At 30.2% G+C, this 14,424-nt stretch carries 12 protein-coding genes; 6 read left to right on the top strand and 6 right to left on the bottom strand.

Annotation, left to right across the window (positions count from 1 at the left end; genetic code table 11):
• The first annotated feature begins 9 nt into the window (after positions 1-9).
• The 3 genes from B4G36_RS02165 to B4G36_RS02155 all read left to right on the top strand — a co-directional run bounded on the left by B4G36_RS02165 (position 10) and on the right by B4G36_RS02155 (position 3,236).
• A complete protein-coding gene (locus B4G36_RS02165; RefSeq protein WP_291061638.1) occupies positions 10-1,872 on the top strand; it encodes a RecQ family ATP-dependent DNA helicase in 1,863 nt (620 codons plus the stop codon).
• Positions 1,873-1,874: 2 nt separating this feature from the next.
• Positions 1,875-2,816, top strand: a complete 942-nt coding sequence (gene fmt, locus B4G36_RS02160; protein WP_291061636.1) for a methionyl-tRNA formyltransferase — start codon at positions 1,875-1,877, stop codon at positions 2,814-2,816.
• Positions 2,817-2,948: 132 nt separating this feature from the next.
• Complete coding sequence (locus B4G36_RS02155; RefSeq protein WP_019975917.1) at positions 2,949-3,236, top strand: HU family DNA-binding protein; 288 nt, start codon at positions 2,949-2,951, stop codon at positions 3,234-3,236.
• 125 nt (positions 3,237-3,361) lie between these two features.
• Here the strand turns inward: B4G36_RS02155 and B4G36_RS02150 are convergent, their stop codons facing one another.
• Together B4G36_RS02150 and B4G36_RS02145 are read right to left on the bottom strand one after the other, a co-directional pair.
• Complete coding sequence (locus B4G36_RS02150; RefSeq protein ID WP_291061634.1) at positions 3,362-4,744, bottom strand: MFS transporter; 1,383 nt, start codon at positions 4,742-4,744, stop codon at positions 3,362-3,364.
• A 15-nt stretch (positions 4,745-4,759) separates the two neighbouring features.
• A complete protein-coding gene (locus B4G36_RS02145; RefSeq protein ID WP_291061632.1) occupies positions 4,760-6,085 on the bottom strand; it encodes a DcaP family trimeric outer membrane transporter in 1,326 nt (441 codons plus the stop codon).
• A gap of 589 nt (positions 6,086-6,674) precedes the next feature.
• On the opposite strand from B4G36_RS02145, the gene B4G36_RS02140 reads away from it, so the two are divergent.
• Positions 6,675-7,514 (top strand): GNAT family N-acetyltransferase, encoded by an 840-nt coding sequence (locus B4G36_RS02140; RefSeq protein ID WP_291061630.1) that lies wholly within the window; start codon positions 6,675-6,677, stop codon positions 7,512-7,514.
• Between the two features lie 41 nt (positions 7,515-7,555).
• Here B4G36_RS02140 and tyrS read toward each other — a convergent pair whose 3' ends face one another.
• On the bottom strand, positions 7,556-8,758 hold the full coding sequence (tyrS, locus tag B4G36_RS02135; protein WP_291061629.1) for a tyrosine--tRNA ligase: 1,203 nt from the start codon (positions 8,756-8,758) through the stop codon (positions 7,556-7,558).
• A 302-nt stretch (positions 8,759-9,060) separates the two neighbouring features.
• Between tyrS and ybaK the strand changes: the two genes are divergently transcribed.
• Positions 9,061-9,552: a Cys-tRNA(Pro) deacylase gene (gene ybaK, locus B4G36_RS02130; RefSeq protein ID WP_291061627.1), complete on the top strand. Its 492-nt coding sequence runs from the start codon at positions 9,061-9,063 to the stop codon at positions 9,550-9,552.
• Position 9,553: 1 nt separating this feature from the next.
• On the opposite strand, the gene B4G36_RS02125 is transcribed toward ybaK, so the two are convergent.
• Positions 9,554-10,666 (bottom strand): redoxin domain-containing protein, encoded by a 1,113-nt coding sequence (locus tag B4G36_RS02125; RefSeq protein WP_291061625.1) that lies wholly within the window; start codon positions 10,664-10,666, stop codon positions 9,554-9,556.
• 189 nt (positions 10,667-10,855) lie between these two features.
• On the opposite strand from B4G36_RS02125, the gene B4G36_RS02120 reads away from it, so the two are divergent.
• Positions 10,856-11,626 carry a hypothetical protein gene (locus B4G36_RS02120; RefSeq protein ID WP_291061623.1) on the top strand — a complete coding sequence of 257 codons (771 nt, stop codon included), beginning with the start codon at positions 10,856-10,858 and terminating at the stop codon, positions 11,624-11,626.
• A gap of 292 nt (positions 11,627-11,918) precedes the next feature.
• Here B4G36_RS02120 and B4G36_RS02115 read toward each other — a convergent pair whose 3' ends face one another.
• The gene (locus B4G36_RS02115; RefSeq protein WP_291061621.1) at positions 11,919-12,257 is read right to left on the bottom strand and encodes a cysteine-rich CWC family protein; all 339 of its coding nucleotides are present in this window, start codon (positions 12,255-12,257) and stop codon (positions 11,919-11,921) included.
• A gap of 278 nt (positions 12,258-12,535) precedes the next feature.
• On the bottom strand, positions 12,536-13,825 hold the full coding sequence (gene brnQ, locus B4G36_RS02110) for a branched-chain amino acid transport system II carrier protein (RefSeq protein ID WP_291061619.1): 1,290 nt from the start codon (positions 13,823-13,825) through the stop codon (positions 12,536-12,538).
• Positions 13,826-14,424: the final 599 nt, after the last annotated feature.

Below are 14,424 nucleotides of genomic sequence, written 5' to 3'. Positions count from 1 at the left end.
CTTTGTAATTTGACACCAAAAGAAATTCTTTTTAAGTATTGGAATTATCCTTCTTTCAAAACGCCGCAAGAGGAAATCATCGCAAGTGTTTTGGAAGGGAAAGATACGTTGGCAATTTTGCCGACTGGTGGAGGAAAATCTATCTGTTATCAAGTTCCTGCGATTATTTTTGATGGATTAACATTGGTCATTTCGCCGCTTATTGCGTTGATGAAAGATCAAGTTCAGAATTTACAATCCAAAGGAATTTCTACGGCATATATTACCAATGAAATTGACCAAAATACGATTGGAAAAATTTTAGATGATTGTCAAAACAACAAAATCAAATTATTATATGTTTCGCCAGAGCGTTTGCAAAGTAGAATTTTTGTCGAGCGATTGAAACAAATCAATATTAGTTTGCTAGCTGTTGACGAAGCACATTGCGTTTCTGAATGGGGACATGATTTTCGACCTGCATATCATCGAATTTCAAGATTAAAAACTATTCTTCCTAAAGTTCCAATCTTAGCTTTGACTGCAACAGCAACAGAAAAAATTCAGCAAGAAATTGTTGAAAAATTAGAACTAAATAATCCTGAAGTTTTCAAATCTTCTTTAAAAAGAGAAAATCTTTCGTACAATGTTTTTCTTTCTGCTGACAAGAAAAATGATTTGATTTATTATTTAAAAAAATATCCTGGTTCGAGTATTATTTTTGTTCGAAATCGAAAATTAACCTACGAGATTGCAAGTTTTTTAAGTCAAAATGGATTTGATGCCGATTTTTTTCACGCCAAATTAACCAAAGACGAAAAAGAGCAAAAGCAGCAAGATTGGATGTTGAGTAATTCGCGAATTATGGTTTCGACAAATGCGTTTGGAATGGGAATAGACAAACCAAATGTTCGTACCGTTTTTCATATCGATTTACCTCAAGGAATAGAAGCGTATTACCAAGAAGTTGGGCGCGCTGGACGTGATGAACAGGAATCGTATGGAATTTATTTGTACAATCCTGATGATCGAATTCAAGCAGAAAATATTTTCAAAGCGAATTTACCTTCGCATCAAGATTTTATCAAAATTGGGAATTGTTTGTTTAGTCAATTGCAATTAGCGGAAGGCGAATTAACGGAAATGAATTATCAATTGGATCTTCCAAAATTTGCCGAAAAATTTGGTTTAAATCTTAAAATGGTTCTTCAATTTTTAGAGTTTTTAAATACGAAAGAAATCATTCAGCAAAAAAATTATTCACAAAATAGTAGCATTCAAATTTTGGCGTCACCACATTCAATTAATTTGAACGAAAACCGAATTTTTGATTATTTACAACGTCATTACCCTGGAATTTACACTTATAATAGAGAAATTTCGGAAAGTAAAATGGCGTTTGAATTGCATATGAGTATTGGCGACATTAGGAATAGCTTACACGAATATGCAAAAAATGGTTCTATTGATTATTCGGATCGATTTTTAGCGCGATTTAGATTTCTTGTTCCGCGCGATTCTAATGCGTTTAAAAATAAATTGTGGAAAGATTTCGAAGCAATTCAAGTGAATAATTGGAAACGTTTGCAAGCTATGGCTTATTATGCCGAACAAAATACAATTTGTAGAGAACGTTTATTATTTGGATATTTTAATCAAAAATCTGATCAAAATTGTGGTAAATGCGATGTTTGTCAATCCAAAAAACAAAATGAAAACTTTAATTCAACCGATTTAATTGAATATTTGAAAGAAGGTACAAAAACGCAAGCCGAAATCCTTTCAAAATTCATAAATTCGCCAAAAGATAAAATCGTCGAAGAATTGCAATATTTGATAGACGAAATGCGAGTTCAACCAATTGGATTCAATTCTTATAAACTAATAGAATAAAAATGCGAGTAGTCTTTATGGGTACGCCCGAATTTGCGGCGACATCTTTGAATGAAATCAATACAAATAGTCATCACGAAATAGTTGGAGTTGTTACTGTTCCAGATAAACCGTCTGGTAGAGGACAAAAAATGAATATTTCTGATGTCAAAAAATATGCAGTTGAACATAATTTGCCTTTGGCTCAACCAGAAAAATTACGAGACGAAGCTTTTATCGAAACATTAAAAAGCTGGAATGCTGATGTTTTTGTTGTTGTAGCTTTTCGTATGTTGCCACAAGTTGTTTGGTCAATTCCGTCGAAAGGAACATTCAATTTACACGGTTCACTTCTTCCTCAGTATCGCGGAGCTGCACCAATTAATTGGGCTGTGATGAACGGAGATACTGAAACCGGAGTGACAACTTTCCTGATTGATGAAAAAATTGATACTGGAAATATCTTAATTTCTGATAAAGTAGAAATTGGAGAAAATGATAATGTAGGAAAAATTCATGACGAATTGATGCATATCGGTGCGAAATTAGTCGTGAAAACGTTGGATGGTTTAGAAAATGATTCATTAAAACCTCATCCGCAAGATGAAACAACAGAATTAAAACATGCTCCAAAAATCTTTAAGGAAGATTGTAAAATAGATTGGAACGATTCAATCAATACTATTCACAATAAGATTAGAGGACTTTCTCCTTATCCATGTGCGTGGACAACTTTTGGAACTGGCGAAAATTATAAATCGTTAAAAATATATGCAGGTCTAAAAACGGATATTGTTGTTGAAGGAGAAGATTATCAATTAATTTTACAAAAAAATAACCTTTATATCAATCTACCTCAAGGAGTTTACGAAATTTTAGAACTTCAACCGGAAGGAAAGCGTCGTATGACAGCCAAAGATTTCATCAATGGACATCAAAACGAGGATACCTTATTCGTAAAATAAGTACTTATTTACTGATTTTTGACACAGATTTCATAAAATTTTGCATTTTTCTTGAAATTTTTTGCGTTGAAACTTGCACAAATAAAGGGAAAGAGTATATTTGTGTATAAATTAATTTAAAAAGTTACAACTATGAACAAATCAGAACTTATCGATGCGATTGCAGCTGACGCTGGAATTTCTAAAGAAGCTGCTAAAAAAGCCTTAAACTCATTTACAGAAAATGTAACTAAAGCTTTAGCAAAAGGAGACAAAGTTGCTTTAGTAGGATTCGGTACTTTCTCAACTTCTGAGAGAGCTGCAAGAACAGGTATCAACCCACAAACTAAAAAAGAAATTAAAATTGCTGCTAAAACAGTAGCTAAATTTAAAGCTGGATCTGAATTATCTGGAGCAGTTGATACAAAAAAGAAAAAATAATATTTCTGATACAATAAAAAAATCCATTCGTTTGAGTGGATTTTTTTTGCATTGAAATTTAATTCCTCTAAAAAAATCCTCCAAGAATTGCTTGAAGGATTTTTACATTTTGTCTATTATTGATTTTAATTATCTTCTGTTAAATCTGTTTTGTATGTTTCTGGAATTGTAAAGTAATTCACTAAAATCGCAATAAAGATTAATATCAATGGATAAGCTAATCCGATATAAGGCGACATAGCAGCCGTAACGATAATCGTACTTTTGATTAATTCCGTTACAAAAGTCGTTGCTCCACCAATAAATCCATTTCCCATATTTTGTGCAAATCCCATACTTGTATAACGGATTTTAGTTGGGAAAATTTCTAACATAAATGCGCCAAGTGGTCCGTAAGTTGCTGCTCCTGCAATTGAAGTAATTAAACTTACAATAACAATTCCGAAAACTGCTAAATTCGAAATATCATGAACTTCTTTCAATCCTTCTGGATTTCCTAATTTCATGTACAAGAAAAATGATAATGGAATTAAGATAAAACTACAAATCATTCCGCCTAACATAACTGGTTTACGCCCGATTTTATCGCTTAATGCACCAAACCATTGATAGAAAAATGAACTAAATAATGTAGAACATAAAACAACAATTAAAACTGTTTCGTAAGGTAAATTAACCGCTCTTTGCAAGAAGAAAAGTGTTACGAATAATGTTGTTTGCATAATTGTACTTTGCGCAGCATTTCCTCCAAAAATAGCCTTTAACATTAACTTTACATTTCCTGGAGTTGTAAAAGCATCTTTAATTGGAGTTTTAGATGTTTTTCCTTCTTTTTTTAGTTGTTCAAAAATTGGACTTTCATGTAAACGTTGACGAATAAAGTAACTCAAAATCACTAATATTCCACTAAATAAGAATGGAATTCTCCATCCGAAACTTGCAAAAGCCTCTTCTGATAAAAATGATTGTGTTAAGAAAACAATTGTTAAACATAATAATAATCCAATTGGAACAGTTGCTTGAATAAACCCTGTATAAAATCCTCGTTTCTCTGCTGGAGCATGTTCTGCTACATAAATTACCGCACCTGCATATTCTCCACTAATTGCAAGTCCTTGCATAATGCGGCAAAACAATAATAAAACAGGAGCAAACCAACCTACACTATCAAAAGTTGGAATACAACCAATCAAGAATGTAGCTGCTCCCATCATAATTAAAGAAACTAAGAATGAATATTTTCTACCAATACGATCTCCAATACTTCCAAAAATTAATGAACCAATCGGACGAAACATAAATGATGAAACCACTACTGCAAGTGTTTCTAAGAAATGTGACGAACCATCGTTAGGAAATAATTGTGTTGATAATACACTAGCTAAGATGATTGCCAAGAACATATCGTACCATTCGATTAAGGTTCCGACAGATGATGCTAAAATAATTTGGAAAATATTATCCTTCTTCGCTACTGTTTGCGAAGTATCTAAAGTATTTGTACTCATGTTTTTTGTGTGATATTAGAAGTTAAATAATGTGGTAAGTTGAAATCTATTGTTATTTGCTAAATATTTGTTTTCGGTTCCCGTACCTTTTATCGTCGCATCTGCCCATTGTGCTGTACTACGATCATATTCGAATCTAAATTTTAAGGCTTTGCTTAAGGTAAGATCTAAACGAGGAACTACTTTGTACAAATAATTTACAGTTCGTGTACCTGGAGTTGCCGAAATTGCGCCCCAATTTGTCGTTACACCATAAGATGTTGATGCAATTGCTCCTTCTACAGGATCTTTAACACCATTATTTCTAACATAACCTGCAAATAATCCGAACGAAAATTTTCCTGTTGAGTTTTGTTGCAAATCAATCCACATACTATGTGTATTCATCGGTTTGTATGTTTCAACAGCTGTCGGACTTGTTTGATAACCTACAATTCCACCAAGTTGTACAAAAGACGACGCATCTTGCATCAAATATCCAGCAAAAGTTACTTGTAAAGGTTTTGTATTTAACTTTGAATAAGCCATAAACGAAACATTTTCAACTCGTTCATTAGACTTAGCAGGTGGATTTCCTGAAGATAATTTTGGCTTCAAGTTTTCATATTGAGCACCAATTCCGGCAGTAAAAACTTGTGATTTATATTGAAATTGAAGATGAGCCGCTGGCATTCCACTATTTCGGAAAGGCTCTGTATTTGGAGTAAAATCTCTTTGAGAATGTAAAGCAGCAATAACTTTAAATTTGTCAGTAAATTTATGCGTTAAACGAACTTGAGGATTACGATTTAAAGCATAAACAGGCGCACCAGTTCCATAATTTGCAACATTTGGCAAAGCTTCTAACACAACGAAAGGATGCCAATATTGTCCAATCCCTAATTGCGTTTTCTCCCAATCCAACATCACATATGCGTGACGCAAACGAAACTCGTTGATTCCTCCTTCTGTTGCTCCAAAAAATTCTCCCTCTAAAATACCAGAAGTTTTAGCTCCAAGTAATTCTGGACCTTTCAAATTAACACCAGCTCTCGAAACAATCGATAACATGTGAAATTTAGAAGCTGCATTGATATCAGCACCGTTTACATCCGATAAACGATCTTTTGGATAAAGCGGCACCAAAGCCTCTCCTGCTCCAATCATTTGACGCGTATCCATAAAAATATCATTCCTGATAAATCCATAAAACTGCACATCAACTTTGTCTTTGTTTTCTCTTGGTTGTATTAATTCTACTTTTTCTACAACCACACTATCTGTCGTTTTCTGTTGAGCAGAGACATAGCTATAGCTGCAAAATATAGCTAGACAAGCCAATTTTGTTAAATTTTTACTCATTTTTTTTGTGATAATTTGAACGACTAAAATAATCAAAAGAAAAAAACTAACAAATGTTCGTTAATCATTTTTTAATAATTTTTCAAAGCTTTATTAAATTCATCATATGTTTAAATATTTTTTGAGAAATAGATATTTTGAAATAAGTTTTGGAAAGAAATTTTGAGAATTTGGCAATTTAATTAGTGTACGAAATACACTTTACTAGATTTCTTTAGGGAGTATTTTTTTAAAAAATCGAGAGAAGAATAGTTGTTTCAACAAATGAGGAGAAAGTTAGACTTCTCTCGTAGTTTTAGTTTTAAAAATGTATGCAAATTTATTGATTACAGAATTTTCTTCAGTATAATTAACAATAAGCTTATGTTAAATTATAAAAAAAAGAATTTTTCTTAATTATATTTGCTATCCTCTACACTATTTTTAAATTTAATGTAGAATTATTCAGTCAATCATATTAAATAAATTATATTTTTATCAAAATCGGATTACATTGTTCAAATAAAATTTAATTTTTTAAGATTTTTTAAGATTTTTTTTTAGAAAAATCTTAAATGTTGGGGCTATTTTTGCTTTGCAAATTACAGCTATGCAAACAAACATTAAAATACACTCATTAACTTATGTTGATTTGGAAGAATTATCATCTTTATATAATCTTTCTTATCAAAATTATTACGTTTCTATCAACCTTTCGACTGAACAATTTCAGGGAAAATTAAAAATGGAAGATATCAATCTTGATTATTCTATAGGTGCTAGTATTGATGGAAAATTAATTGGCTTTTTACTTTACGGAATTCGAAATTATAACGATGTAAAAACAGCCTATATTGGTGGAACAGGAGTTTCTCCTGAACATCGCGGAAAAAAAATAACACAACAAATGTTAGATTTTAGTTTTCCCAAATTGAAAGAACATCAAGTGAAAAACATATTTTTAGAGGTAAATACTAAAAATGATTTTGCAATTAACGCTTACGAAGCTTGTGGTTTTGAAAAAACAAGAACCTTAAATAGTTACAAAGGAATTCCTATTTTGGTCGTAAATCCGTTACATGAAATTGTAGAATTTAGTGATTTAGATTTGATTACAAGTGAAAACTTTTGGGACATAAAACCTACTTGGAAAAATGATATTCAAAGTGTAAAAAATATCATCGAAGATTGTCAAATAAATGGAATTTATGAAGATGGAATTTTAGTTGCTTATAAAATTATCAACAAAAATAATACACGTATTTATCAATTTGGTGTTCATCACGATTATAGAAATCGTTATTTAGCTTCCATTCTTTTCAGCGATTTGAAGAACAAAGAAATTAAAATGATTAATGTTGACGAAAGAGAAATCTCTACAAATGATTTTATTCAATCAATGGGATTAGAATTGTACGACAAACAATACGAAATGAAAAAAGAATTATAAATCAAAGCCTCTATTTTAGAGGCTTTTTTTCATTTTATTATCTACTTCAACTCGAAGAAATCTCTTTTTCCTATTTTAATTTTATTTTCGGTTTTTAATAAAAAATCACCAAAAGCATCCATGTTTTTCTCTCCATTAATTTGTACTGCACCGCTTTCTATCAAACGTCTGATTGCATTTCTCGACAAATCTTTCTTTAATTGATGACAAACATCTAATAATGTGATTTTATCATTCTCAAAGTTTAAAGAACTAATTTTAACAACTTCGAAAACTCTATTTTCATCATTTCTTTTCTGAAATTGATTGTTAAAAAATTCTTCTGCTTGTTCAGCTTCATTTACAGAATGGTATTGAATAATAATATTTTTTGCAACTAATTTCTTAATTAACATTGGATTATCTGTTTTTAATCGCTCATTCAAATTCATTTTTTCTTCAATAGAAAAATCCGTTGCCAACGCAATATATTCTTCTAATAAATCATCTGGAATAGACATCGTTTTCCCAAACATTTCATTTGGTTCGTCCGTCAAACCAATAATATTATTCAACGATTTACTCATCTTTTCTTTTCCATCGGTTCCTCTCAAAAGTGGCATACACATTACAATCTGAGCAACTTCTCCATTGCTTTCTTGCAATTGTCGTCCCATTGTACAATTAAATAATTGATCCGTTCCTCCCATTTCGATATCAGCACTTATCTGAACAGTATCGTATGCTTGTAAAATCGGGTAAACCAACTCATGCATTGCAATCGGCGTATTTTCGGTGAAGCGTTTATTAAAATCATTTCGATGCATCAGTTGTGCAACCGTAACTTTTGACAACAACTTAATAACATCCGTAAAAGGTAAATGATCTAACCAGTCTGAATTAAACACAATTTCAGCCTTATCCACATCAATAATTTTTGACAATTGATTAATGTAGGTTTCCGCATTGTTCTGAACTTGTTTTGCATTCAGCGGTTGACGACTTTTATTTTTTCCTGTTGGATCTCCAATCTGAGCTGTAAAACTCCCAACCAAAATAACTATTTGATGTCCCAAATCTTGAAATTCTTTCAATTTCTTCAATACAACGGCGTGACCAAGATGTAAATCTGGTGCGGTAGGATCAAAACCTAATTTGATTCGTAATGGTCTATTTTCTTTTTCAGCTAATTTTAATTTTTCTTCTAATCCATTTTCTGGTAAAAAAATAGCTACATTTTCCTTTAAACTTTTTAAATTTTCCATGATTTTTTTTAAATAAAAAAAGCCCGAGCAAAACTGCTCGGGCTTGTAGATTATGATTAAATTTTTGACGTACAAAATTAATACGAAGTATACACATAGTCTACCCGAGCAAATATTGTACGATAATAAGTGCTAAAAAATGGTAAACGTAATATGTGTTGCAAAAACTTCATTCGTTGTGCAAAGGTAAGAATAGTTTTGAGAATAGAAATTTTCGTCCAAAAAATTATCCTAGTCAATAATTCTATAGAAAAATCCTTTATAAAAGTTTTTCGTAATAACTTTGTGTAAATTATTATAGAATGAGCAATAAAACTGCTAAAACAAATGCAGTACGAATTTTAAACACACACAATATTTCGTACGAATTGCGCGAATATGAAGTTGATGAAGAACATATTGATGCTTTGCATGTTGCAAATTCATTGAACGTAAATCCGGAAGGAATTTATAAAACTTTGGTTTTGAAAGGAAATATAGAACCATTTTTAGTTGCCGTAATTCCTGCGAACACACATCTTAATATGAAAAAATTTGCGAAAATTTCTGGTAATAAAAACTGCGAAATGCTTCCGTTGAAAGATTTACTCAATGTTACAGGTTATATTCGTGGCGGTTGCTCACCTATCGGAATGAAAAAGCAATTTCCTACTTACATAGAAGAACTGGCTGTTTTACAAGATCAGATTTGTATCAGTGCAGGAAAAAGAGGTTTACAAATTATTCTAAATCCCGAAGATTTAAAAAATTTGATTGAGGCTAAATTTGAAGATATTACACAATTTGATTCATAATTTATTTACTATTCAGAATGATTTTTTCTAAAATAGTTGGAAATTTTGCTTCATCTTCAAACGTCAAATCTGGATTTGCATACACAATAATTCCATTTTTATCAATCACATAAGTTGCTCTATTATTGTAACCTAAACGATTATAAGAATTATACATCAACGAAATTGCATAATTCTCATCATTCAAATACGTAATATTATTTGTTCGCAAAGCTGATTTCCATAATTCTAATAACGGATTTGTAGAACTAGAAACTGCGTAACTTTTTACATTTTGTAACAATGGATTATGATCGATTAATTGAATTTGAGCAGCACAAGTCATTGCTGCTTTCGTATCAATTGACGTAAAATCTGATAAAATTTGTCCACTAAACGCCGCAGGATAAAACGTTAAAACTTTAAAAGTCGATTTATCATCCAAAAATTTATCTGTCGAATTAGTCTTATAATTCGGTCCATTCAAAATAAAATCTGGTGCTTTATCACCAACCTTCAAGGTTTTATTTTGTGTGATATTTACTTCTATGTTATCGATTTTAAACGTTCTTTTAATCGATCTTTCCAAAGGTTTCAGATGTTCGCCTTGCGCACGATAATCATTATCTCGCATCAAAATTTTATTGTTTTGATCAACTAGAAAAAGAATCGAACTTTCTACTAAAACATTGTTAGAATTTGACGTTGGAATCATACTCGAAATTGAATTTTGCTTAAAAGGTTTCAACCCAATTGCATTGTAAATTTTTCCAACTTCATCATAAATTACCTTCGTTCCATCCAACTTATTTTGATTGGTTGTTTCATTAAAAACAAACGTTTGCTGCGGTTCTTTACTCCATTTATTATCTTCATTTACAATATAAATCACATCAATTTTTGGTGGATTTTGAGACGAAAATGCCAAATTCTTCACAAAATAATAGTTCAGCGAAGTTGTCATCATGCTCGCATACGGATTCGTTTTGTATAAACTTGGCGTAAATACAATAATTTTAAAGTTTGAAGATTGATTGATATTTTCAATTTTATTAATCGGAAACTGAGCGCCAACATTCAAATTTTGAGCTTTTGTAAAACAAAAACCACATATAATTAGTACTATCGAATACATTCGTAACATAAAACGTTTATTTTAAATAAACTAATAAAAACTACCACAAGATAACTAAAATTCTACTTTCTCAAAAAAACTATTCATTAAATTCTCATTAGAATTGACGATTAACTTTTGAAATTCTCAAGCTTTTTTTGCAGTAAATCAGTTACCTTTGTGTTGATTTTTAATTTAAAATTTACACAAATGGAATTCAATGTTAGCAATGCTTTGAAACAATTAAATAATGATTATTCAGAAGATAAGGCGTCAGAAATTATCGAAAATCTATTGTATAATTCAACTGATTTTTCTGATGAAGACCATGAAATAATCGATCAATTGGGTGATAAATTTCTACGAATTGCTGCACAAATTTTTGTGGAAGATTTGGCGTATGATTTCAATACTTTGGTGAATTATTGGGAAGCTTTTATTGGACAATTAACAGAAGAACAATCTCAAAACTTATTGAATTTCGCGATAGAACAAACGGATACAGAATTTGTAGAAGATTTTATTATTGGATACCGAAAATTTTATTCAAATCCCAAAGACAGTATTACATTTTTCAATAAACTGAATGAAGACGAATTTTACGAAATTAAATTCTTCAAAGCACGTTGTTATGAGGTTTTAGGTGAAAATGAAAAAGCTGTGGAAGCTTATAATAGTTACTTAAATTCTGCACATTTCAAAAAAGAGGAAAATACTGAACAAGCTGCTGTAAACGAGTTTTATATTAGTCATAGTATTGCACCTTTGTTAGTGAGCATGAAAAAATATGATGAAGCCAAAACTTACTTTTATCGTGTTTTAGGAAATATCGATTTCGAAGATTATTTAGCTAATTTTGAAGGTTCTAATCAACAAGAAATCAAAAGTTTCTTAGACGATTATGTAACAACTTTGGAAGAAACTGGAGATAAAACAACTGCTGAAAAAATTTCAAAAAAAATAATGCAATATTTTTCTTAGAATTACAACATTCGGAAATATAGTATTGATTTTTTAGCAAATATTCATAAATAGGTAAATTTAACATTTTTTTTAACATTAATATAAATCCTATCTATTTGAGTATAAAAAAATATATATTAATTTATTTATCAAATTAAGAAATTCACCTACCTTTGTACTATAAATAATTTATTCATATTTGTTAAGGATAATGAAGTTGAATTTCTGAAGAAGAATATCCTTAATCAAATAGAGTTTTTTTATAGTATTTTTAGGTTGGTTAGTGGTTCAATGCAAGTTGAACCATTTTTTATTTCTTATAACCATAAGCACAATGTCTGCAACCATTTTGGCAACATTTTCCTTTCTGATAATGGAAAAATTCTGAAAAAACCCAATACCCATTTTCGATATAATAATGTATATGAGGAACAAAATCAGAAGACATTGTTGGATGTGGATACTCTTGATCTAATTCTACAAAATAATTCAGTTTTTCTATACAAGAATTACACAAACATTTGTAATTCGTTTTCTTCAAAAACTCTTTTATTTCATCTTTTATAAGAATTGTAGAACAAGCACAATTCGCAATATCATCTACCTTACACTCCATTGTTTCGTTACAACGCGAACAATTTTCGATCATTTTTATTGGATTATTTATTTCTATTCGTTTTTTAAATTACAAAAATTTTTAAACTTTTCCTAAATCAATTCATTCAAATTCTCTACATCTATGATTAATAAATAGTTATAAATTAATTCTATCTAGACATAAAGTAAATCTGTAATCAATAAGAAGTTTATTCCCAAAACTTTAAGAAATTTGTAAAAGAATAAGTAATAGACATTATTATTCTAATTAGTGTTTTTATAGTAGTTTTGATTGGTTAAAATCCTCGGAAAATTCTTCCGAGGATTTTTTTATTTTCTTAATCTATCAATCAATAAACCAAATCCAAATCCAATAATCGATGGAGCAATCCAACCTAAATCATATTCGAAAAATGGAATTTTATTCAGATTTTCTATTGTCGATACATCTAATTTTCCTAACAATTTTAATAAACCAAAAATTGCGATGATTGTAGACGCCATTAATGCAAAAATATAAGGTGTTTTACTTTTAATTGTTTTTCCAAACAACACTATATAAATAACTAACGTGATTGTAATTGGATATACGAAAGCCAAAGGTGGATATGCAAAATTAATAATTTCGTCTACACCTTTTATTGATAAACCAAACGATATTACTGTACATAAAATCACTAAAACAGTGTAACTTACTTTTCCATTTGTTAAACGTCCAAAAAATGTACCTACCGCAGATGTTAATGCAATTGAAGTTGTAAGACAAGCAAACGCCATACACAACGCAATTGCAATTACTCCGTATTGTCCTAATGTATTTCGAGAAATTTCGATTAATAATTCGGCACGAGAAATTTCTGGATTTGTAATCCCAGAAGTTGCTCCCAAATAAATCAATCCACCATAAACAAACAATAAACACGTCGTAGACAATAAACCTGAAACGATTACAATTTGAGATTTACTTTTGATATCTGTATATCCTTTATCTCGCGCTGCAGCAATGATAATTCCTGCAAAAATAACAGAAGCCAAAACATCTAATGTTTGATAACCTTCTATAAAACCTTTGGAAAAAGATTGCATCATTGTTAAATCTGAAGGCAAAAAGTCAGCGGTTGGGTATATAATTCCAATTCCAATTAATAAGGTTAATAAAATCAATAATACCGGAGTTAAATAATTTCCAATAACATCTACCACTTTAGAAGGACGAATCGCTAAAACAAGTGTTACGGTAAAAAATAGTAACGAGCCCCACATCGGATCTAATGATGGAAAAAATGGTTTTAATCCTACTTCGAATGTTGTTGCTGCAGTACGTGGAATCGCAATTAACGGTCCAATACAAATCATAATAATTGTACCTAAAATAGCCGCCAAATGTTTGTTCACACGATGTCCTAAATCATTAAAATTATCACCTGAAAAAACAACAGATAAAATACCAGTAAATGGCAATAAAATACCAGTTAATCCAAATGCAATCATCGCGACGAAATAACTTGAGCCCACTTCTAATCCAATCAAAGGAGGTAAAAGAAGATTTCCTGCGCCAAAAAACATCGCAAACAACGCAAATCCAAGCGTTAATACATTGGTTAACTTTTTACTTTTCATATATTTAATAATTCTTTCTGTTTTAAAAAACGGTTCGCAAATTACTACAATTGCATTTTGAAGCCTTAAACTTAGTAGAATTATTCGATAATCACACAGCCAATTTATAAATTCGACAGATTTGAATAACAATTTTTATATTTATCAAAAATTTAAACTCTATATATTATGAATGTTTTAATCATCGATATCATCAAATCTCAACTCATTTGAAATTTTATAAATAGTAATCTTTCGTTTTGTAAATGGATTTATAAATTTAACGCCATCTTTTGTCGATTTTCTGATCATAAAAAAGAAACCTCCAAACAGGCAAACATTAAAGTTACAATTCTTAAAGTGAATAATTTAATTTCTAAATTTTTCATTAAATGAGGTGTCTATATTCCTCTATAATTTACTTGAAGTTCGTCTTGTAGAATCAAAACATAAGCTATAAATGCAGAAATCATTTCCACTACCTAAACCCAAACATTAATTCATCCACTAATACTTATGTTTTTGGAGGTGCGTTATATCATTGATTTGATTTCCTTTAAACTTTCTAACTGATTATTTATGCTCATATTAAAAAGTGTTTTTAATTCAAAGTTGATATA

It is taken from the genome of Empedobacter sp. UBA3239, from assembly GCF_002362875.1.
Lineage (GTDB): Bacteria > Bacteroidota > Bacteroidia > Flavobacteriales > Weeksellaceae > Empedobacter > Empedobacter falsenii_B.
The sequence above is the reverse complement of the archived record's forward strand: the minus strand, read 5'-3'. Positions and strand labels throughout refer to the sequence as shown.